Origin of the sequence: Acinetobacter wuhouensis (genome assembly GCF_001696605.3) — a bacterium.
Lineage (GTDB): Bacteria > Pseudomonadota > Gammaproteobacteria > Pseudomonadales > Moraxellaceae > Acinetobacter > Acinetobacter wuhouensis.
Genome location: NZ_CP031716.1, coordinates 1,653,433 through 1,677,013 on the forward strand (window position 1 = coordinate 1,653,433; position 23,581 = coordinate 1,677,013).

Consider the following 23,581-nt stretch of genomic DNA (forward strand, 5'->3'; position numbering starts at 1 on the left):
TATAAACATCAATATATGGAGTATTTTATGGCACGTAGACCAAGAAGAAATCATTCAAATGATTTTAAAGCTAAGGTAGCACTTGCTGCGATTAAAGCAGAAAAAACACTTGCTGAATTGAGTGCTGAGTTTGATGTTCATCAAAACCAAATTATTGACTGGAAAAATCAATTGATCTCAGCTTCCTCGCAAGCTTTCGATCAATCAAAAGCTCCAACAGAACCACCCATCGATCTAAAAAAACTACATGCAAAAATCGGTGAGCAGGCATTAGAAATTGATTTTTTAGAAGGTGTGTTGAAGAAACTGGGCCGCTTCAACCACAAAAGTTAATCGACGACTCACTTCAGATTTCAGTATCTAAGCAAGCTAAGCTGCTGAAAGTCTCCCGTGGTTGTTATTACTATCGCCCAAAACCTGTGAGTGCATCAGATCTGAAGCTGATGCGATGTATTGATGAATTACATATGCAATATCCTTTTGCAGGCAGTCGTATGATGCGTGATTTGTTGAATCGTCAAGGACATCATATAGGACGACGTCATACACGTACTTTAATGAAGAAAATGGGTATTCAGGCGTTATATTGCAAACCAAATTTAAGCCAGGCTAATCAAGCTCACCGTAAATATCCATATCTGCTCAAAGGGTTGGCTATTCAGCGCAGTAATCAAGTGTGGTCTACGGATATAACGTATATCCCTATGGCAAAAGGCTTTGTTTATTTATGTGCTGTGATTGATTGGCATAGCCGCAAGGTACTTGCGCATAGGGTATCGATTAGTATGGAGGTGGATTTTTGTATTTCGGCTTTAAATGAAGCGATTGAAAAATATGGTCGACCTGAAATATTTAATACAGACCAAGGCAGCCAGTTTACCAGTGATGCATTTATTGATGTATTGAAATCAAATGGCATTCAAATCAGTATGGATGGTAAAGGTCGATGGGTAGATAATGTGATGGTTGAACGATTATGGCGGAGCGTTAAATATGAAGAGGTGTATCTCAAAGCTTATAGCAGTGTCACAGATGCGAAAAAGCAATTAAGTGCATATTTTGAGTTTTATAATTTGAAACGACCTCATTCGAGTCTAGACAAAATGACACCAAATGAGTTTTACTATGATCAGCTACCCCAACAAAACAAGGTGGCTTAACTAGAGCGGAATATCACTTATAAATACGCTTTTAGTTGTTCAAACAAGTGGGACCACCTCTATCAATTAAAGTCATTCATTGATTTATGACCATCTGCAAGATTATGTATTCAGTCGATGTTATAAATGAATGTAGATTTGGAAAGGGATGAATTGATTCATCCCTTTTTTCTTGGCATGCTGTGGTTCTATTGAAAAAGATCAGATTTTATATGCGTATCAGTTTTATTGGTTCAGGTCGTGTGGCGACACATTTGGCGAAAGTATTATCTAAACAGCATCAAATTGTTCAGATTTACAGTCGAAACATAGCTCATGCTGAAAAACTTGCGCAGTTGGTGAATGCGGAAGCGATTGTAAATGATCAAAAATTAGTAGCTGATATTGATCTGTTGATCATCGCAGTGAGTGATCAAGCTATTTCGCAAGTCATTCAAGCTGTAGGTCGTTATTTGGAAAATGTACTAATCGTACATACTTCTGGCAGTACCAATTTGGATGTGTTGACTCAATATTATGCAAAGTCAGGTGTGTTCTATCCTTTACAGACGTTTAGTGCAGAACGTGAAATTGCTTGGGGAAATACTCCATTATTTGTCGAAGCTGCATTTGCAGATGATCAAGATATTTTAACTCAATTGGCAAATAGCCTAAGCAATCGTGTTTATCAATATTCATCTGAACAACGTTTAAGTTTGCACTTGGCTGCAGTATTTGCATGTAATTTTAGTAATTATTGTTATGACATGGCAAAGCAGGTGGTCGATTCGAAACAAGTTGACTTTAGTTTACTCTATCCTTTGATTTTGGAAACTGCCAACAAGGCAACACAGAATGACCCGCGAGCTATGCAAACAGGACCTGCGATACGTGGTGATTTGAATATTTTAAATATGCATGAAAAAATGCTTGAAGCTGATGAGCGAGAGGATCTGAAAAAAATCTATCACATGCTGAGTCAGGGGATTCAAACAGGACAGCATTGATTTGTAATGTAGTTTTACGTAGCAGTAAAATCTATTTTAAATCGTTAGTATTTGATTGTTTTTTAAATTTTAAGATACAAGATGTTTAAATCACTTGTATCTTATTTTAGATGTTTATATATTGATCTAAATCAAAAAATAATTATAGTACAAATGAATATTCAACAACGATTATTAAAAGAAGTCGCTTGGAAAGATTTAGTTCAATTGGATAAAAAAGCAATTTATTCTGAATTGCTGATTTCTTTACCTTGGCTCGTCGCATCATTCTATTTTGCTTATTTAGCATGGTATATTCCTGCATTATTTTGTTCATTTATGTTTTTTTTGACAGGTCTAAGACAAGTTCATAATGCTTTTCATTTTGCACTGGGCATTAGTAAACAAAGCACACATTGGGCAATGTTTATTCTCAGTATACTCATGCTCGGTTCAATGCATGCAGTACAAATTAACCATTTACGCCACCATCAGCACTGTATGCAAGATGAAGATGTAGAAGCCAAAAGTGCCCGAATGAAGTGGTGGCAAGCTTTGCTCTTTGGTCCATTTTTTCCAATTTTATTACATCGAAAAGCATTTCAAGTCGGTACAAATACGCAAAAAAAGTGGATGATTGCTGAGTTATTTGCCAATTTTTTGGTATTGATCACCATCTTTGTCGTTTTAGATATTACATTGCTTAAATATCACGTAATAGCCATGTTGATTGGGCAATGTATGACCGCTTTTTTTGCAGTTTGGACGGTTCATCATGATACTGAAGATCATATTTATATGGCGAGAACGGTTCGCCATGAGCTTAAGCGCGTTGTAACTTATAATATGTTTTATCATGTTGAACATCACTTATTTCCTGCTGTTCCTACACGACATCTGCATATTTTGGCAAAGCGCTTAGATCAATATGATCCTAGTGTTGAAATTCGTGAAGTATTTTGATTTACGAATTTAAAAAGAATCTAAACCTGAAGTTTGGGAGAGAATCAGGTCTAGATTTAAATGAAATTTCAATGACTTAATTAAGTGCTGCGTGATCCCAACCAATGGTCACGATCACACCAATACAGAACAGGGCACAATAAACAAAAAACCAGAGAATCATGCGCTTAAAGGCTTTATCTGAAATAGAGCTGTCTGCATATTGTGGTTTTTTAGGACGTTGATCATTATTCATCGCAAAATCTCTTTCTGCTTAATATGAATCGATTATCTAGCGAGATGATGCAAGGCAGTAGATACAAAAAAATTAAAAAAAACTATAACAGATGGGTCATATATTGAGACATCTGTTATAGCATTGAATATTATCCATTCATTTGGTTTTGTATAATTTCTACCAATAAATTCAAGGCATTTTGAATACGCTCATTAATTTCAAATGAGCAATTAATACGGATGAAATGATGATTTTGATCAGTAATATTAAATAGATGGCTTGGTGTAATACTTACGCCATGTTCAAGCATGGTGTGGTAAATGACATTACTATTCACCTGTTCAGGTAATTCAATCCATAGAAAATATCCAGAGGGATAATAATGAATTTGACATGAGTCTGGTAAGTGATTTTTGAGATAATTAAAATATTGTTTTTTAAATCGTTGTAAGGTTGAACGAAGTGTTTTCAAGTGCTTTTCATAATGTCGATGAGAGAGATATTCAACCAAAGCATTTTGAATAAAAGAATTGACTGACAAGGTACTCATGAGTTGACTATGTTGAATATGCTCCGAAAATTTTCCTGCATAAACCCAGCCAATTCGAAAACCAGCACCTAAAGTTTTTGAAAATGATGAGCAATGTAGTACCCAATTCTGTTGATCAAAATATTTCATTGATAAGGGTTTTTTCTGATCATAATGTAGTTCTTCATAAACATCATCTTCAATGAGGTAAATCTGGTGTTTATTTAATAGCTTGGCAAGTTCTAATTTAATTTCATCGGACACCGTAAACCCAATCGGATTTTGACTATTTAACATCAACATGCAAACTTTGATGGGGTATTTTAGAATGGCTTGTTCAAAAGCATCGAGGTCTATTCCATGTACAGGATGCTCAGGAATCGTAATTACTTTTAAACCTAAGCGTTCAGCTGCTTGCCATGCACCGTAAAAAATAGTCTGTTGCAATACAATATAATCGCCAGCATGGGTCAGTGCTTGTAGCGATAGATTTAAGGCATCTAAACCGCCCGAAGTAATCACTATATCGGAAGGATCTGTCGGAATTCCTTGCATGGCATATTTTTGAGCGATGATTTTTCTGAGTTCATAATTTCCAGGCGGAAGACTCGGTGTTTGTTCATAGCTGCGACGTTGTCGTGCCAATTGTCCCAAAGTTTGAATCAGTTTTGCGGAGTAGAGTAGTTGACTGTTGGGAAAAGCAGAACCTAAAGGGATAATATTTTCGGATTGAATAGATTTTAAATATTTAAAAACAATCGAGTTAATTTCAATTTTTTCATTGATGGCATGTACAGTTTCTTTTGCTTGTTGTTCTGCAACAAAATAACCTGATTTTTCTTTTGAATAAATCAAGCCCTGTGCTTCCAGTTCCTGATAGGCATTCATCACAGTGATTAAGCTTAAACCTGATTGTTCAACCTGCTGACGTAAGGATGGGAGCTTTTGATTGGCTTTCCATGTTCCATTTTCAATCAAGAGTTTTAAGCTACGTGCTAACTGTTCAGATTTATACATAAATACTTCAAAAGGATGATCTGTATCGAAATGACTATAACAGATTGCAGGATTTTGAAGAAATCTGTTATATATTTTTTCCAAAATTTTGTGGCTATTATTTTATGCTATTTATTTAGAGAATAGGGGAAACTTGACCTGTAGAATGAGGCTAGACAATGTTTGTCACAATGCAACTTGATGTATTGACAACAATTTTGACTGATCATGGATGTGTAAAATCGGTTTTAGAGAATTTAAATCGAAAATTTGTAAATATTGAAGCCACTTTACTCAGAGCCAAAGTTTTACGTGAGTTTTCTAAACAGAAGCATACCGCCATTATTCAATCTGCCATTACGAACCATGATGGGCAAGACGATCACACCAAACTGGCATATTTGTTTGCGCCATTTATTCTGTCAAATTTAAATCAAACTGTAATTTATTCAACGCCTTTGACTGAGCCTGTACTCAATATTTTAAAACGGTATTATCAAGTTGAAAAAACTTTAAATCTCAAAAAAATAGATGACAATGTTTTAGAGAGTTTAAATCTATTTTTAGATTTTCATGATTCAAATGGGTCTGATGCTGAATTTGTATTGATGCAATTAATCAATGCGTTAACTCAAGCTGAAGTATCAACGATTTTTCTAATTTCTGACTGTCTCATCAGTAGTGAAGCATTATTTGAAATAGAGAAGTTTTTTCATGTCAGAATTTTGCAGATTCAGCCTACGCAACAAGCGCTTTTATTGAATCATACATTTGATGCATCACAATCACCATTGGAAATGCAAAAACTGCTTTTTAAGCGTAAAGATGATTTTCATATTGACCTATGTCGTAGATATGCTGAGTTAAATGCACAAATTTTATATTTATCAGGTTTATATGATTTTGAGCGTGCCAAGAATTTGGTGGATGATATGTTTTATTCTGAGCATATTTATGAAAAATTATCCGTCTATGCAGAATATATGCAGACTCAGTTGCAGAATAAAGTCTTTGATCGGCATGCACAGCAACTTTTTGCATGATCAAATGGTTTAAAAATGATTTAGCGTGTAAATTTACTGGACTAGAGCCTGTGCTATTTAAGTTATTCATACGTTTAGAAAGCTTAAATCTCTAGATCTAAAAACAAACAAAGCCGTAAAAAATTACGGCTTTGTCATCTACGATATTCGCAATAAAAATCTTGTTGAATTAACTAATTTTCTTAAAAATAAAATCGTTAATTTTGTGACCTGATTCGATACCACGACGTTCAAACTTAGTCTGTGGACGCCATTCAGGACGTGGATAACTATTGCCTTTGCCTGCAAGATTTTCCAAACGTGGACGATTATCTAATACATCCAGCATCCATTCCGCATACGGTTCCCAATCCGTTGCTGAATGGAACGTACCACCGATTTCCAACTTTTCCTCAACCAAAGGCATACGGTCATGTGATACAAAACGACGTTTAAAATGACGTTTCTTCTGCCAAGGATCAGGGAAGTAAAGTTGTATCGTATTGATACTATTATCAGGCATTTCACGAAGCACTTGAATCGCATCCGCATCTAAAACACGTAAGTTCTTAACTTTAGCAACACCAGCTTCATAAACACATTGCGCAATACCTGGAATATGAACCTCAATACCGACAAAGTTACGCTCAGGATTGGCTTTTGCCATCAGTACCAATGAACGCCCCATACCAAAACCGATTTCAACAGTAAGTGGACGTTCAGGATGTTCAAAATGCTGACGTAAATCACCAACAGGATATTCCAAAATCATTTCACGATGTTGTTCAAGCGCAGTCGTTTGTGAAGTATTCAGCGGTGATGATCTACGCATGAAAGTCACAATTTCACGGTGTTCTTGCAAATTATCCAAGTCTACAACTTGCGCTTCAATTTGATCGTTTGACATGATTCGACAATATTAAAAATCTAAAAGGCGTATTGTAAGACCTGAGTTCGTCAAGTCAAATTTTTTGATAGAATCCAAGTGAATTAAATCAGAATAAAATGTCATAAAATATTCATTGCTTTGTCATTTATAAAAATTACCCTAATTTGAATTTCAACAAATGATAAAAATCATGAAAATACTAAAACCTCATACACTATGTTTAAGCTTAACGCTGTTAGGTTGCTCATTTCCAAGCTATGCACAATTGATGTTTAGCCAATATATTGATGGTACAGCCAATCGCAAAGGTCTGGAAATTTATAATCCTGATGGTGCAACAGTCAATCTTGCAGATTATCAAATTCAGCAACAAAGCAACGGCACAACAGATAAGCCTGTGACCTTTAATTTACAAGGCAGTATTGCGAGCAAAGCTAAATTTTTAGTTGGTCGCTCTGAGCTTCAAGCTGAACTTGGAAATAAAGTTAATCAAGTGGCTGGTTTAGCTTTTAATGGTGATGATGCCTTGGTACTTTTGTATAAAGGCGTACCTGTTGATCGTTTTGGTAAAGTGGGTGAGAAGCCTGCCAATAATGGTTGGGGTACAACGATTTCAAGCTATCAAAACAGTTTAAGTCGTATCAAAACCAGTAATAATGTGACTTCTGTCGATCCGACTGCAAACTTTGATTTGGACAGTGAATGGACAAAATGGTCAGATCGTAATGCATTTAGCACATATTTAGGGGCTACAACCACGACACCGCCTGTAAGTTCAGTCAGTTGTAGTACAGCAGATACACCGATTGCTGATTTACAATCAGCAACCCAAAATCAGCAATACGTGGTTCGTGGCATCATTACAGCGGATTACCGTTATGACAATGGTTTTTCAGGTTTTTATATTCAAACCCAAGACAGTAAAGCGAAGCCAAATTTAACCAATGCGATCTTTGTTTATCTTCCTGCAGGAAGTACCATCACAGGTGGTAAAGTCGGTGAAGAGGTGATTTTTAAAGGGCGTTTAACCTCTTATCAAAATCAATTACAACTCGATCAACTCAGTAGCAATATCGAAACGTGTAATAATCAAGCTTCAAATCTTGTGAGTGCAACGCCATTACAATTACCATTTACAAGTTTAACTGATACCAATGGTAATGTGCCAAAACGCTACCAAGGCATGTTGGTTAAAATTCCTCAGACTTTAACGGTGAGTGAAAACTATAATTATGGTCGCTATGGTGAACTCTCATTAAGTTTGGGGCGTTTATATATTCCAACCAATTTATATCCTGCAAAATCGACAGAAGCGGTAAATCTTGCAAAACAGAATTTATTATCCAAAATTATTTTAGATGACGGTTATAACAATCAAAATAGAACACCGTGGTTACCTCAAAATTTTAACGCACTCAATACATTACGCGCAGGTTATCAGGTTAAAAATGTCGAAGGGATTTTAGAGTATCGCTTCAATGCATGGCGTATTCAACCGATTCAAAGCAAAGCATTACCCGAGATTTTGAAAGATTCAAATCCTCGAACAGCGACGATCCTTGCAAAAGAGAGCAAGCAAATTCGTGTGTCTTCTTTTAACGTTCTGAACTATGACAATGGTTTGGAAAAAGGTTTTCCTACAGAACGTGGTGCATCATCTAAAGCAGAGTTCGATAAGCAACACGCCAAGATTGTCAGTGCAATGAAAACCATCGATGCTGACGTTTATGGGTTAATGGAAATTGCCAATAACGGCTATGGTGAAAATAGCGCAGTAGCTTACTTAACGAAAGCTTTGGGTGCGGATTGGAAATATGTGATTCCACCAAACAGTGCGAAATTAGGTACAGATGCGATCGCAGTTGCAATTATTTATAACAGTAAGCGAGTAAAACCAGTGGGTGTACCCGTCATTTATGATGATTTAACACAGAAGAATCGTGTCACGATGGCACAGTCTTTCCAAGGTGTGAATGGTGGGAAATTATTTACAGTTGTCCCAAATCATTTAAAGTCTAAAGGCAGTTGTCCTGAAGACACTAAATCAGTCGATGCCAATCAAGGTGATGGGCAAGGCTGTTGGAATGCAACACGTTTAACTGCGGTGCAAAAACTGATGCAATGGATAGCGACTAATCCAACCAAAGCGGAAAAGCCAAACTATTTATTGGTTGGGGATATGAACAGTTATGCCAAAGAAGATCCAATTTTGGCATTAGAGAAAGCCAACTATAAAGTGCTTTTAAATGATGAAAAAGTTGGGCAGGGTAAGTCTGCTTATAGCTATGTATTTGGCGTTGCAAGTGATGCGGATGGTTATGGTGGTGCAGGGAATCTAGATCATGCGATAGCTGATGTAAATCTATATCCAATGGTGAAACGTGCGTTTGCATGGCATATCAACGCCGATGAACCTACAGCACTAGACTATAATGAAGATTATAAAACATCTGAACAAATTACAGCCTTCTATAATGCTGATGCTTTCCGTTCTTCGGATCATGATCCAGTGATTGTGGATTTAGATTTAAATAATGAAACTACTTCAACGAGTAAAAGTAGTGGTGGTAGTACAGGATTGTGGTCATTACTGGGTTTAATGATGTTAACTGTAAGTTCTGTTGTGATGCGTTCAAGAAAGAAATAATGTGAATTAAGTTTATAATTTTCGGGTAGACAAAGAGCAATTCGAAGATATTCGATTGTTCTTTTTGTTTAGATTAACTGACCTTTGTGTTATGCGGTAAAAGGCAAACTAACTTTTAAAATAGTTTGACCAGATTGTGAGTTGATTTCAAACTGCCCATTTAAGCGGCTTACACGTTGTTGCATACTATGCAAACCGACATGTAGTCCAGCTTCAACTTCATGAGGAATAAAGCCAATACCGTTATCTTCAATCACTAAAATCAGATTTTGTTGCGCTTCATAAAGTGAAACTTTAACTTCAGTCGCTTGACTATGTTTGACAATATTATTCAGTGCTTCTTCCGCAACACGTGCCAAAGTCAAACATTGTAAAGTTGAAGGTGTGCTTTGCCATTGTGGCATGATGTCCCATTTTGAACTGATTTCCATTTCTTCAAAAATCATCACAAAACGGTGCCGTATATTCGCTGCCCAAAGAATAGGTGTATCAGGAATTTGTGATTCTTGGCTTGAACCAAAATCAATGGTCTGACGCAAATCATTACGTAATAACTTTAAAATAGACAGCATTTGATCTTTTTCAATATGATCATACTTTTCAAGCAAGATAAGCGAGCGCGAAATAGAACCTCCTAATCCATCATGCAAATCATGTGAAAAATGGATGCGTTCTTGTAATTTTACGTTTTCTAATGCCAATTGATGTTGATTATTTAACGATACAGACAGTTCATCTTTCGCTTGAATAACACTTTGCTCCAAAGTTTTATTAAACTGAGCAATGCTTTTTGCATTATTCGACAGACGATACGCAAGCACTAAGCCTACAGTAATGGTACTAATCGGTGCTGTATAGGGAGAAAGAATTTGCCCTTTCAGGGTCAGCATATAAATTGCATCATTGATCGCAATTGGGAAGAAGAATAAATATTGCAAGGAGAGGAAATAAGCCTCTTTTAATTTTGATTTATAAGCAATATAAGGATATGTTAAACATTTTAAAATAAAGATGATCACCCCAATAAGAAATACAAGATTCAGTGTTGTTGGGAGATACTGAATTGGGACGAAAAGAATAATAATGGTTGAAAATATACAAAAAAACAAAAGTATTTTTTCTGCTTTTGGAAATGTACTTTTTGCAAAACGCCATGCTGCAATACAACCGACAGAGGCATAAATAGAAAAAGTAATGACACTGAAACGATCAATAGTTGTACTTGTTAATGAAAGAAGTGGATCAGATCGCAACACTAGATAACTATAGATTAACCATAGAATAGTCACGAAACCAAACCATTTAAAAGCATATTCGCTACGGATAAATAACCATACGATTAAACAAAACAAACCTACAATTAAATTTACAAATAAATTAAGAGAAGGGAGGCTACGCTTTTCTAATACAGCCTGTTTGTAAATATCCATTATTTGGGTATGTTCACCCAGATGAACTGGCCCCAACCCTGATTTTTGAGTTGGCGTACCAACAACACGAATCCATAAGGTATTTTGACCTTGTTTTAAGCTTGAACTCGGCAGAATCCAATAACGTGGATTATGCCAACTGCGAGAAAGTGGTTCGACTAAGGACTGATCTTTCCAGAGAAACTCATCATTGAGATAAATTTCACCAGCCATATTGATATGGCTGATAGTGAGAGTCACAGGTTCTTGTATATTGGAAGGGCACTTATGAGTCCACAATACTTTATACCAAGCACTACTGTGATAGCCTTTCCAACGCTTATCCCAATAATCAGGAAGTGAGCTGACATTTTCCCATGCTTGAGCTTTGATTTGACTTGGGTTATTAGCATCTGATTGAACAATTTGGACGGAATGAATATTTGTTTGGCAGTTTTGTGTCGTTGTAGGCACAGTTGCTTTACTGAGTTGCGGATTTAGTAAAAACAATAGAAATAAAAAAAACGAGAAAGCATAATAAAATGTATTCAAGTTAATACTTTTCTTACGTTCTAGCATTCCTAAAGCCCTAGCCAATGAATAACACAATTCTAGGTTGAATGTGTTAAATTTTAATTCGTATCATATCTGATTAAATGAAATTAAATAGAGACACATTTATTGGAATCTAAATAAAATGTATCGTAGTAAATATTAATTTCTAAGTTTTTAATCACCTTAAAATACATTATTCTTTCATCGGTAAAATAGCGCGAATCACAGTTAAACCAGATTGTGAAGTAATTTCTAACTCTCCACCCAGACGTTTAATTCTGACTTGCATACTTTGTAGTCCTACATGTAGTCCTTTCTCAACAGCATTCACTTCAAAGCCATGACCATTGTCTTTAATTTCTAAGATCAGTTCATTTTGATCATTCTCAAACAATGAGACTTCGACATCTGTGGCATCGCTATGTTTGACAATGTTGGTTAAAGCCTCTTCTGTCACACGGGATAATGTTAAGCAATATAATGGTGGTGGCTTAATATTCCAGTGATTAGAAAAAATCCATGTGGATTCAATTTCCATTTCTTCAAAAATCTGTACAAATCGATGTCGAAGAGGTGCAACCCACATCACAGGGCTTTCAGGAGTTTTTGCACCAATACTTGATCCAGAATCAATCACTTGTCTGAGGTCACTTCGAAGTAACTTAAACATAGACATGACTTGATTTTTTTCAACATTTTCAGCGTGATCAAGCAAAATCATTGAGCGCACAATCGAGCCACCTAAGCCATCATGCAACTCATGTGAAAGGTTTAGGCGTTCTTGTAAACGCATATTTTCGAGTTGTAAATGATGCTTTTTAGCTAAAGATTGCTCAAGATCAAATGTTACGGTTTCGACTGTTTCCTCAAGTGTTTGATTAAATTTCTCGATATGGCGCATATTACGTGCAATACGCCAAGAGAGGATAAAAGATATGGCAAGGCTAGTGATTGGTGCTGCAAATGGTGTCCAATAAATGGATTCCAAATTACTATTCGACATCAAAGACAGGTCATGGAGCATAATCACCATGAATAACATAAATACTGCCGCAAGCAGATAAATATCTATTTTTTTCTTTTTATAAGCAATCCACTGAATAAAAAAACAATTTAAAATATAAATTACACTGCTGTATAAAAAAGCGATGGACATAACTGTAGACAAATGATCATCTGGAGTGAGGAGCAGAGCCAAGCTAAATAATAGTACGAATGTGGCTAACGTTTTTTCTAAATGCTTAAATTTTTCATGGCTAAATCGCCAAACAAATAAGCATGCTGTATATGCGTATACCAATAAAAATATAATATTTAATCTGGCATGTAACAAAGAATCTGTAAACGGAAATGGTGCAGTCAAAAGCGTATTGCAAATAAAAAGTGACCAAAACAAAGAATTTATACTAAACCAGCCAAAAGCAGTTTCCTGACGTCTGAATAACCAAATTAAAAAACCTATGGTTCCTAAAACCATAGTAATTAATAAATTGATGAGGAATAAAGTTCTGCGTTCAAAGACTAATTCTTTATGTAGATCGGTAATACTTTTTACGTCTCCAATTTTAACAACGCCCAGTCCTGATTTTTGGGATTGGACACCGACGACACGAACTAAAATCTCATTGTGCTCTTGCTTCAATGATGAAGAGGGAAGTAACCAATAGCGAGGCTTATTCCAACTCCTAGATAAGGGTTCTACAAGTGAGGCATCACGCCATATTAGTTCGTTATTGCTATAAACAATACCTGCCATATTTATTCGATCGACGACAAAGGCAAAGGGGGGGGCGCTGATACTTTCGGAGCAATTTAAACGCCAAACAACTTTATACCAAGCTGAACCTGTATAGTTGTCCCAGCGTTTTTCCCAGTTGTCTGGAAGTTTGACATCGATCCAACCTGTTTGAGGAACAACAGCCAAATCACTTTTAGCTTTAGCCACTTGTGTACTTATAATCTGAGCTGAACACTTGTTATTTTGATTTTTAGGATCAATTTCAAGACGAGTTTCTGCAAAGGCTGTTTGCATCAACCCGAATAAAATATAGAAAAAAACAATACAGTGAAATCTTAGTCGAGTAAACCAAGATGACGTGCTGTGTCGATCGCTTTGGCTCTGTTGCATACCGCAAGTTTCCGATAAATATGTTTGATATGAGATTCAACGGTATAACGTGATAGGCTCAGTTGATCTGCGATCTCTTTATTACTCAGCCCTTGCGAGACGAGTTCTAAAATCCCCATTTCTCGTTTTGAAAGTACTGCTTCAATATCATTTGTTTTTTGTTCATTACTCGGTTTATTGGGTGTAATTTTTTCATTGAGCTGTAACTGTTTTAAGATTTTTTGTGCAATGAATGGATCAATAGGAGCTCCTCCACGAAGTACACTTTTTATAGATAATGACACTTCTAAATCATCTCTTTCTTTTAGGACATAACCTGTTGCACCTGCACTTAATGCATTCAAAATAGCATCTTCTGTACTCCATGCCGAAATCACCAGTATGGTGATGGTTGGATCATACTTTTTTAAGCTTTCTATAAATTCGATGCCATTGCCATCGGGTAAGCCCAAATCAACCAATGCAAATGAAGCTGAGTATTTTTCTAAAAGCTTGTTGGCTTGAGATAAATCTTGTGCAAAGTATAGGTTTTCTGCTTGGTAACCGATTGCAAGCAAAATATCATTTAACCTTTGTTGAATTAATGGTTCATCCTCGACCACAATTACAGGCACGGGTAAACTTAAATCATTATTTACCATAGAAATATTCTCATTATTTACCTTTAAACATATTTTGATCGTATTTGTAAATTTTATCTATACCTGAAATTGGGTATTTTACACATTTGTTTTAAATACGCGTTGTCTTATTATGTTATTTTTATGGAAAAGTAAACGAAATATTCTTTAATATTTATTTAAATACAGTGTGTTATATATTTTTTTGTGTTTTTCAAATAAAATAAATTGCATGAAAAATATGTTTAATTTTTTGTTTTATTCCGCGTGTGTCATTTAGATGGTTTTTGTTTGTTATTTAATCGATTTGTTTATTGTGAATAATATCTATATTTTTATTTAAGTAATATTTATTTATTAGTTAATCTATATTATTTTTGGTGTTTATATCTTTGGTATATTTTTTTAAAATTATTGTGATTTAGTTTGTATTTGTTTTTTTATTTACCAGTTGGTAAAACCATAGTTTTTTTAATATTTTAAAATAAATATTTTAATTATATTTTTATTTATTTTAATTTAATATTAAAAATAAGTTATTGTAATTTAATATTATGATTTTGATGTTTTATTTTTTCTACTCTTCATTGTATATTATTTTATATATCCTTGTTAAGTTAAAATTAACATTATCTGATAAAAATCACTAGTTCCAGGTATATCGAATGATTTTTTTTAATGATCAAATAAAAAAAGGTTAATTGAAGGCCGTTAAATAATTCTATTCGGGGATAATATTATGAACAAGATATTTAAGAAAATTTGGAGTAAGACACAGGGGTGTATGGTTGTTGTGTCTGAAAATGCTAAAAGTGAAGGTAAAAATAATACCACTACAGGTATTATTTGTGAGGATTCAGCTCAAGTAGGTGTAGCTGAGTCTAAGACGTCGAGTTTGAAGCGTGCGAGTTTAAGTATTTTGGCTGTAGGCGTGATGTCTGCAATGGGGAGCAATGCTTGGGCTGATCAAGACTCGTGTGTAACTCTTACTTACAACACTCAAGGATATGTATGCTATGAGATAGCTGCTGATGGTTCTGTTAATTATTCACAGATCGTGTTAGGTGGTGGGACTGCTAGTACAACGATTTCAGGTGTAGCGGGTGATGCAACAGATCTTGCAGATGATGCGACATCATCTGGAACTAATGCAGCAAATTTAAATCAAATTCGTGCAGTAAATACTATTGCAACTGAAGCACAACAAACAGCAAATAACGCGTCAAGTGCAGCAGCTGCTGCACAAGCAAAAGCAGATACATCAGTTCAGTATGATGCAGGAAATGGCTCTATCACATTAGCTGCTAATAGTGGTACTGGTACTACGATTAAAAACTTGGCGGGTGCAGTAGATGCTGGAACTAGTGAATACGTTGCTGATGCTACAGATAATCAAAATGCAGCAAATCTAGGTCAATTACGTACTGTACATGGAGTAGCAAATGATGCAAAAACTGCAGCGGGAACAGCAGAAATTAATGCAACGCAAGCATTAACATTAGCAGAAAATTCAGTTCAGTACACTAATGCAACTAAAAGTGTTATCAAATTAGGTGGCGCTGATGGAACTACCATTAAAAACGTGGCGGGTACGGTAGGTCAAATAAAAAATGTTAATCCGGCAAATGATCTAAATGCGGCAAATTTAGGTCAAGTTCGAGCAGCATATCAAGCAGCAGATGCAGCACAATCAAAAGCTAACAACGCCCTCGGATTAAGAGGTGATGAAAACATATTCACTGCGCGTAATCTAATCATTGCTGATGTGGCGGGTGATGCAACAGATCTTGCAGATGATGCGATATCATCTGGAACTAATGCAGCAAATTTAACTCAAGTGCGTAAAGTAAATGAGACTGCAGTTGATGCAAAAGAAGCAGCAGATGAAGCATTATCATATTTTGATGGTGCAAATGGCGTAAACAGCTTCACTGTGGGTAAAAACAATATTGCAAATGCTCAAGGAAGCATGTCAGTTGGTACAAATAACAAAATCCAAGATGATACAGCTAAAAACAGTATTGCTGTAGGTAAAGGCAATACGATTCATGCTGCAAATGCATCTGCATTTGGTCGCCAGAATGAAGTAAGTGGGGTTGGTTCTGTTGCATTTGGTCGTGAAAATACAATTCAAAGTGCTGCTACAAATGGTAGTGCGTTCGGTATAAACAATACGGTTAATGGGGAAAATGCTGTCGCTGTAGGTTTTAAATCTCAAGCTAACGCGAAAAATTCTGTTGCGATGGGTAACGGTGCTATCGTAGCTGCTGGTGCTGATAGTTCTATAGCTTTAGGTACAGGTTCAGAGGCGACAGAAGCTAACACTGTTTCAGTTGGGGATGCTACAACTCAGCGTCGTATTGTAAATCTTGCTGAAGGTACAGCGGATACAGATGCAGTAAATGTTCAACAGTTGAACAAGGCAAAAACAGATCTTACAGCTGACATTAATACTTTAGATACTAAACTTACAGATGATATCGGTGCTTTAGATACCAAACTTACAGGTGATATCGGTGCTTTAGATACCAAACTTACAGGTGATATCGGTGCTTTAGATACTAAACTTACAGGTGATATTGGTGTTTTAGATACCAAACTTACAGGTGATATCGGTGCTTTAGATACCAAACTTACGGGTGAAATCGGTACTTTAGATACTAAACTTACAGGTGATATAGCTATCCTCTCTGACAAAGCAGTTCAGTATGCATCTTCAACCAAAGATGAAGTCGTGCTTGGTGGGGCAGCTGGAACTACAATCAAAAATGTTGCGGGTACAGAAAGTGATATTGTAGAAGATGGTAAAAATGCTGCAAACGTAGGGCAAGTATTTAGTGTTCAAACGACTGCACAACAAGCATTGGATGATGCAAAACAAGCCAATGATTGGATTGATCAAGTTAATCCATTATTTGCAGGTAATAACTACACAGACAATGTGGTATTTGGTCGTGGTAATTCTGCTGAAGGTGTTTTTGCGACAGCTGTGGGAATTCAAAATACAGCTTCTGGTGATGTAAGTAGCGCATTTGGTGCATTTAATGAAGCTTCTGGTGACGCAAGTAGCGCTATGGGTGCAGGAAATACAGCTTCAGGCTTAGCTAGTAGTGCTATCGGTGCAGGAAATAAAGCTTCAGGTCAATTCAGTGCTGCGGTGGGTACTTTTAACTATGCAGCAGAAACAGGAAGTACAGCTCTAGGTGGTGCGGCAGGATCATCGCAATTAAATATTGGATTGAATAAAGCAGGTACTAAGATTACATCGATTAATGGTATTCCAGTGACTGCTTCAAGTCTAGATACTAATAGCATTACAGCAATTAATGGTGTAACCGTAACCTCTGCTCAGAGAGAAGATTTTCTAAACGCTGTTCAAAATGGTGGTAGTGTTTCATTTGGTGCATATAGCACTGCTGTAGGAAGTAAAAATACAGCGATCGGCACCGCAAGTACAGCCTTGGGGCATAATAACTTAGCACTTGGTGAGAACAGCACTGTTTTAGGTGTAAACAGTCAGGCGACAAAAGAAAATGCAATCGCAATTGGTTCGAGTAGTTCAGCAACAGCAAAAAATGCAATTTCTGTCGGTAGTGAAAGTAAAGCAGAAGCTGTAAATGCAATCGCATTGGGGAATCAGTCATCTGTAAGCACAGGTGCAAAAAATGGTATTGCAATAGGTAATGCTGCTTCAGTAACGAAAGATGCAGCAAATTCGATTGCATTGGGTTCAGGGTCTCTTGCTGATAAAGCGAACACATTGTCTGTGGGTAGTACAGGAAATGAAAGAACCATTTCTAACCTAGCTGCGGGTGAAGCAGACACAGATGCTGTCAATGTCAAACAGTTGAAAGATCAAATTCAAAATGATCTTGGCGATTTGCCAGAACTTGCAGTTAAATACGACTCAAGTGCTAAAGATACAATTACTTTAGGTAATGGTACTCAAACTGCAAAAATCACTAATTTAACAAAAGCAGATCTTAGTGCGACTTCTTCAGATGCAGTGACTGGCGCTCAATTATTTGAAACAAATGCAAAAGTGACTGCTGTTGAAACTGGTGTAGGTGCTATTAATACACGCCTAGACTCTACTAAGTTGGCTTTAGGTGGTAATTCTGCAGCAGTTGGAAATAATACAACAGCTGTCGGCGCATACAATGTTGCTGTTAAAAAAGGAAGTAGTGCGCTAGGTGCTTCAGGTAAAGTAGGAACATTTGTCAACAATCCAGATGATGCGTTTATTACAATCAATGGCTATACAGTCCAAGTTGAAAAAGACAGTAACGATGTCATCACTAAGTTGAATGGTGAAGTTGTTGATGCGGATACTTTGGCAGCAATTGAAGCGGCAGCTAAAAATGGCGGTAACATCACACTTGGTAAATACAGTACTGCTGTTGGTAATGCGAACCTTGTAATAGGTAACAACAGTGTTGCACTGGGTGATAACAACTTTGTATCTGCAAACAATGCTGTAGCATTAGGCTCTGGTTCTGTAGCAGATGAAGACAATACCGTTTCTGTCGGTAATTCTTCTACGCAACGCCGTATCACCAATGTGGCTGCGGGTACAAATGCTAACGATGCTGTGAACTATGCACAACTTTCTAATATTAGTTCACAAACTCAAGCGTGGATTGGTGGGGGAGCAAATTATGCAACAGGTACAGCACCTACATTTACCATTCGTGGACAAAGCTATGACAATGTCGGTTCTAGTTTTGAAGCTGTAGATAAAGCGCTTTCTGGTTTAGATCAATCCATTGCAGATAGCTTAACAAGTGCTAAGCAATATGCTGATCAGCAAGCTGCAGATGCTTTAGCACAAGCAAAAGCGGATGCGACTTCAAAAGCAAATACAGCTGAAAGCAATGCTAATGGCTATACAGACCAAGCGAAGAAAGATGCAATCACATCTTCAAATCAACATACAGATACTGAAATCAAAGGTGTCTATGATGAAATGGATAAGCGTGGTCAATATATCAGCATCAATGGTTCAAGTGCAGCGGCAAGTGGCAACGGAAGTGTAGCCGCTGGAACGGCAGCAAATGCATCAGGTGCAGCTTCGATGGCACTTGGAAATGGTGCTCAATCTACAGGTGTTCAATCTATCGCATTGGGTGATGGTGCTAGAGCATATGGTGTTCAATCAATTAGTATCGGTACTGGAAATACTGTGTCTGGAAATCACTCTGGTGCAATCGGTGACCCAAGTACTGTAACAGGCAACAACAGCTATGCATTGGGTAATAACAACAATGTGAGTGGTGATAATGCATTTGCAATCGGTAATAGCATTACAACTTCCGCGAAAAACTCAGTAACTTTGGGTAATGAGTCTACTAACACTCGTGATAACACAGTTTCAGTAGGTTCTGCAGAAAGCCAACGTCAAATTACTAATGTGGCTGCTGGTACAGCAGATACTGATGCAGTCAATGTTTCTCAAATGAAACAAGGTAATGTTGATACACTAGCAAGTGCAAAATCTTATACAGATAGCAAAGTTGAAAGTTTAGAACGTAGCTTCCGAAATATGGATGACCGTTTTGACCGTCAAGGTGCGATGAGCGCGGCAATGTTAAATATGGCAACAAGTACAGCAGGTCTGCAAGGACAAAACCGTATTGGGGTTGCTGCTGGTTTCCAAGGTTCAGAACAAGCTGTAGCAATCGGTTATCAACGCTTAGTGAATGAAAATGTTAGCTTAAGTGTTGGTGGTGCTTTCACTAAAGAAGAAGCTTCAGGCGGTGTAGGTATTGGTTTTGGTTGGTAAAATCTAGCTAAAAATTAAAACCTAGAAAACTCTCCTAAAAACCAGTTGGTTTACCAGCTGGTTTTTCTATGGAGCTTGTATTTTTTTAATGATGCCACTATAGCGGTAGCTATAAAACTTATTTTACGCATATTAAAAGTGTCATTTTTTTTAGATACGTTTGAGTTTAAATCTGATATGAATCATAGATTAAGTTTCATATTTTACGCAACCAATGATAAAAATGTGATTATTTTGGATTTATTTCATTAAACTGATAAAAATACCAAATTTCAGGTATATCTGTTGAGTTTGAATTATGTTTATATAACTTGTTAATTAGTCAAAATTTAAAACGAAAAGAGTGCTTTAATCCTCATGCACACACAAAAAACTCTTATTTATATAGCGGTGATGCAAGTTATTTTAATTGGTTGTAATTCTATCTACTTTTTTTTATCGTAAAACGCCTTTAGGTTGTGATATAGGATTTACTTAGCACCTATTTCAAATGTATCTAAGCATAAAAAGATGGAAACTGCTTTCATCAAAGCTTGTTTAGAGTAGCTACTTTTGTTACCAAACAAGACATACCTTTCATCATTCTTTAAAGATGGTATGTTAAAACATCTATTAGTCAAAAGATAAGAAGTTTAACTTGAAAAAGTCTTCATTATATTGAATATTCAAGGTGTAGCTAATTTTATAGATTTACGCTCTTTTGCAATTTTTAAGTTTTATCACTAGATATTGAAAATTGAGCCATTTACAACTTAAACAGTCATAGAACAAGGATTAAATATGAAGTTATATTACTCACCAGGTGCATGTTCATTAGCTGCCCATATTTTGCTTAATGAAATTAACGTAGATTTTGATTTAGTCCGTGTTGATTTAAAAACCCATACAACAGAAAAAGGGGCTGATTACTATGAAATTAACCCTAAAGGCTATGTACCCGCTTTAGAGATCAATCCAGGTTTGATTTTGACAGAAAACGTAGCAGTTCTTCCTTTTATTGCGCAACATGATGCAGGGCAGGATTTGATTCCACCATCAGGTTTAGGGCGTGCTAAAGTATTGGAATGGTTAGGTTATTTGAATTCTGAATTGCATGATGAATATGCTGTATTCTTTGACCCTAAAATTACTGAAGATGAAAAAGTACGTGGTTATGCGACCATTGATAAAATGTTGAAATATATTGATGATTATCTGGGTGAGTCTGAATTCGATTATTTAGTCAATGATCGTTTTGGTCCTGCGGATGCATATTTGTTCGTCATCACAAATTGGTCAAATGTAATTCATCATGATTTAACACCATTTAAAAATATTGTGGCGTTGCGTAATTTAGTTGCAGGTCGTCAATCGGTGCAAATTGCGATGCGTGACGAAGGTTTGATTCCTTAAGATCAGCATTTGAGTTGAAAGCACCTCAGGGTGCTTTTTTTATGGGAATAAGTTTAGTCTTTATCTGCCTGTCATTTTATCATTTGTTTCAAAAAGTTTTGATCATCTTTAAATTGAATTTTTTCTAAAGTGTTTGGTGATATTGGTGATAATTTCTTCCATGTTATTTTAGGTTTTACTTGATCATCGAATTCATTATAGACTGTAGTTTTTAACTTTTGAGTTAGAAAATTACCACTATGGCGGGTTGCCTTGCCATCAGTTTTATATGCAAACCAATATTCAAAGCCAATAAGTCTAAATTGTTCATTGGAAAGCTTGAAGCGATATGCCCATGAATCACCATACCAATTTGAACAGCTATTCATGCCATGAAAGGTTATGTCTAAAAGATTTTTATTAATTTTTACACTGTACTCATCTAGTGCATCAGCAATACAATTTTCATCATCACGATAGGTCCATTCTGGAATTTTTTTAACGAGTATTTGCTGTAAAACATTGCCTTTATTTATCAATACCAATAATTTTCTGTCCATCATCTTATGGTTTTTGGGTTGAATAATGACTACGGTATCCATCAAACCATCTGAATTTAAATCACCATTAGTCTGCGTGATAATTTCCCAATGCTGAGGAACAAATTTTTGCAATTGCGTTGGGATTTGTTTTGCCATTGAAAAAGAGGGAATACTGGCGATACATAGTGTTGTGATTATTTTTATCATGGTCGATCTCGGTCATTTATGAATTATTTTAAACTCAACTTGACTGATTAAAAAGGCTACCGAAGCAGCCTAAATAGTGTCATTACAAAGACAAATAAAAGATTACTTAAAGAAATAACCTGTTTCAGGCGAGCTTGCATTTGCCATACGTTTGCGAGGCATACGACCTGCAAGATAGGCTTCACGACCTGCTTCAACTGCTTTTTTCATGGCAGATGCCATTAAAATAGGGTTTTGCGCAGCAGCAATCGCCGTGTTCATCAACACACCATCACAGCCAAGTTCCATTGCAATCGCAGCATCACTAGCCGTACCGACACCTGCATCGACTAAAACAGGAACTTTCGCATTTTCTTTAATGATCGAAATGGTATGCGGATTTAAAATACCTAAGCCAGAACCAATCAAACTCCCCAAAGGCATAATGGCAACACAACCCATGCTTTCAAGTTCTTGTGCGACAATTGGATCATCTGATGTATACACCATGACTTCAAAACCATCATCAATCAATGTGCGTGCAGCATCTAAAGTCGCAGTGATATTCGGATAAAGTGTTTTTTCATCACCCAAAACTTCAAGTTTTACAAGGTTATGACCATCTAAAAGTTCACGTGCGAGCATACACGTACGCACAGCACTATTGGCATCAAAACAACCTGCTGTATTTGGAAGAATGGTGTATTTTTCAGGTGGGATGACAGAAAGCAAGTTTGGTTGATCAGGGTTTTGCCCGATATTGACACGACGAATCGCTACGGTCACGATCTCAGCACCACTGGCTTGGATCGCTAAATCCGTTTCTTGCATGTCTTTGTACTTTCCCGTTCCAACCAACAAACGAGATTGAAAAGTACGTGAACCAATAATGAGAGGAGAGTCTTGGTGATTCAGTGAATTGGAAAGGTCTTGCATGGTTTTCCCCATTTTTAGCCGAATTAGCCGCCACCGACAGCATGGATAATTTCAATACGATCTTTGTCAGAAAGTTGCGTTTGCTCGAGTTTACTTTTGGAAATGATCATTTCATTCATTTCTACTGCAAAGCGTTTGCCTTCTAAAGACAATTCCTGAATGAGCTGTAATAGGTTTTGGCAAGAGGTATCTTGAGGCTCACCATTTAAGAAAATTTGCATATATATTCCATTTCAGTGTGCAAATTGTAGATTGAAAATATCAACTTATTTTGCGTATTTAAACGCATTCCAAGCAAGCACGAGCCAACCAGCGATCATCAAAGCACCACCAATTGGCGTGATTGCACCAAGGAAACGTGGTAAGCCAAGTGCCATGATATAAAGCGAACCACAGAAAAAGAAAATTCCAATCTGAATCAAAATAAAGCTAAGTTTTATTGGTAACTGAGGAACAACTTTACTGAGTATTCCAAATGCCAATAGACCAAGTGCATGATAGAAGAAATAATCAGTTGCAGTATGCCACCATGAAAGTTGGATTTCGGTTGCCCGTGCTTTTAAACCGTGCGCACCAAAAGCACCTAAGGCTACTGCAAAGGCTAAGTTCAATGCTGAAATTGCAATCCACATCGGTCAGTCATCTACATAAATTTGCGCATAAC

17 protein-coding genes are annotated in these 23,581 nt (G+C 36.5%); 7 read left to right on the forward strand and 10 right to left on the reverse strand.

Translation table 11 applies throughout. From position 1 onward, the window contains the following. Window positions 1-27: 27 nt before the first annotated feature. From BEN71_RS08460 to BEN71_RS08470, 3 genes are all read left to right on the forward strand, one after another. A protein-coding gene (locus BEN71_RS08460) for an IS3-like element ISAba14 family transposase (RefSeq protein ID WP_223155595.1) occupies window positions 28-1,160 on the forward strand; the annotation gives its coding sequence in 2 pieces (ribosomal slippage) (window positions 28-280 and window positions 280-1,160; 1,134 coding nt in all). 212 nt (window positions 1,161-1,372) lie between these two features. Then, the gene (locus BEN71_RS08465; protein WP_068974478.1) at window positions 1,373-2,146 is read left to right on the forward strand and encodes a Rossmann-like and DUF2520 domain-containing protein; all 774 of its coding nucleotides are present in this window, start codon (window positions 1,373-1,375) and stop codon (window positions 2,144-2,146) included. A gap of 153 nt (window positions 2,147-2,299) precedes the next feature. After that, the gene (locus tag BEN71_RS08470; RefSeq protein WP_068974479.1) at window positions 2,300-3,088 is read left to right on the forward strand and encodes a fatty acid desaturase family protein; all 789 of its coding nucleotides are present in this window, start codon (window positions 2,300-2,302) and stop codon (window positions 3,086-3,088) included. 76 nt (window positions 3,089-3,164) lie between these two features. On the opposite strand, the gene BEN71_RS19200 is transcribed toward BEN71_RS08470, so the two are convergent. Together BEN71_RS19200 and BEN71_RS08475 are read right to left on the reverse strand one after the other, a co-directional pair. Further along, window positions 3,165-3,323 carry a hypothetical protein gene (locus tag BEN71_RS19200; protein WP_162994936.1) on the reverse strand — a complete coding sequence of 53 codons (159 nt, stop codon included), beginning with the start codon at window positions 3,321-3,323 and terminating at the stop codon, window positions 3,165-3,167. Between the two features lie 130 nt (window positions 3,324-3,453). Continuing rightward, window positions 3,454-4,851, reverse strand: a complete 1,398-nt coding sequence (locus BEN71_RS08475; RefSeq protein ID WP_068974480.1) for an aminotransferase-like domain-containing protein — start codon at window positions 4,849-4,851, stop codon at window positions 3,454-3,456. A 158-nt stretch (window positions 4,852-5,009) separates the two neighbouring features. Here BEN71_RS08475 and BEN71_RS08480 point away from each other — a divergent pair, with 158 nt between their 5' ends. Continuing rightward, entirely contained in the window at window positions 5,010-5,873 is an 864-nt protein-coding gene (locus BEN71_RS08480; RefSeq protein WP_068974481.1) for a hypothetical protein, read from the forward strand. 169 nt (window positions 5,874-6,042) lie between these two features. Here BEN71_RS08480 and trmB read toward each other — a convergent pair whose 3' ends face one another. Further along, complete coding sequence (gene trmB, locus BEN71_RS08485) at window positions 6,043-6,759, reverse strand: tRNA (guanosine(46)-N7)-methyltransferase TrmB (RefSeq protein WP_068974482.1); 717 nt, start codon at window positions 6,757-6,759, stop codon at window positions 6,043-6,045. Window positions 6,760-6,931: 172 nt separating this feature from the next. On the opposite strand from trmB, the gene BEN71_RS08490 reads away from it, so the two are divergent. After that, window positions 6,932-9,388: an ExeM/NucH family extracellular endonuclease gene (locus BEN71_RS08490; protein ID WP_068974483.1), complete on the forward strand. Its 2,457-nt coding sequence runs from the start codon at window positions 6,932-6,934 to the stop codon at window positions 9,386-9,388. 89 nt (window positions 9,389-9,477) lie between these two features. Here the strand turns inward: BEN71_RS08490 and BEN71_RS08495 are convergent, their stop codons facing one another. From BEN71_RS08495 to BEN71_RS08505, 3 genes are all read right to left on the reverse strand, one after another. Then, entirely contained in the window at window positions 9,478-11,376 is a 1,899-nt protein-coding gene (locus tag BEN71_RS08495) for a sensor histidine kinase (RefSeq protein ID WP_086322684.1), read from the reverse strand. A 169-nt stretch (window positions 11,377-11,545) separates the two neighbouring features. Further along, a complete protein-coding gene (locus BEN71_RS08500; protein WP_068974484.1) occupies window positions 11,546-13,480 on the reverse strand; it encodes a sensor histidine kinase in 1,935 nt (644 codons plus the stop codon). Continuing rightward, complete coding sequence (locus BEN71_RS08505) at window positions 13,426-14,121, reverse strand: LuxR C-terminal-related transcriptional regulator (protein WP_068974485.1); 696 nt, start codon at window positions 14,119-14,121, stop codon at window positions 13,426-13,428. Before BEN71_RS08505 ends, BEN71_RS08500 begins: the two co-directional genes overlap by 55 nt. A gap of 718 nt (window positions 14,122-14,839) precedes the next feature. Between BEN71_RS08505 and BEN71_RS08510 the strand changes: the two genes are divergently transcribed. Continuing rightward, the gene (locus BEN71_RS08510; protein ID WP_086322685.1) at window positions 14,840-19,882 is read left to right on the forward strand and encodes an ESPR-type extended signal peptide-containing protein; all 5,043 of its coding nucleotides are present in this window, start codon (window positions 14,840-14,842) and stop codon (window positions 19,880-19,882) included. Window positions 19,883-20,662: 780 nt separating this feature from the next. Beyond that, entirely contained in the window at window positions 20,663-21,274 is a 612-nt protein-coding gene (locus BEN71_RS08515) for a glutathione S-transferase family protein (RefSeq protein ID WP_068974487.1), read from the forward strand. A gap of 71 nt (window positions 21,275-21,345) precedes the next feature. Here the strand turns inward: BEN71_RS08515 and BEN71_RS08520 are convergent, their stop codons facing one another. The 4 genes from BEN71_RS08520 to BEN71_RS08535 all read right to left on the reverse strand — a co-directional run bounded on the left by BEN71_RS08520 (window position 21,346) and on the right by BEN71_RS08535 (window position 23,549). Then, window positions 21,346-22,002, reverse strand: coding sequence for a hypothetical protein (locus tag BEN71_RS08520; protein ID WP_068974488.1), 657 nt, complete (start codon window positions 22,000-22,002; stop codon window positions 21,346-21,348). 102 nt (window positions 22,003-22,104) lie between these two features. Then, entirely contained in the window at window positions 22,105-22,917 is an 813-nt protein-coding gene (locus BEN71_RS08525; RefSeq protein ID WP_068974489.1) for a thiazole synthase, read from the reverse strand. Between the two features lie 23 nt (window positions 22,918-22,940). Then, window positions 22,941-23,138, reverse strand: coding sequence for a sulfur carrier protein ThiS (thiS, locus tag BEN71_RS08530; protein WP_068974490.1), 198 nt, complete (start codon window positions 23,136-23,138; stop codon window positions 22,941-22,943). A gap of 45 nt (window positions 23,139-23,183) precedes the next feature. Then, complete coding sequence (locus BEN71_RS08535) at window positions 23,184-23,549, reverse strand: DUF423 domain-containing protein (protein ID WP_068974491.1); 366 nt, start codon at window positions 23,547-23,549, stop codon at window positions 23,184-23,186. Window positions 23,550-23,581 lie beyond the last annotated feature (32 nt).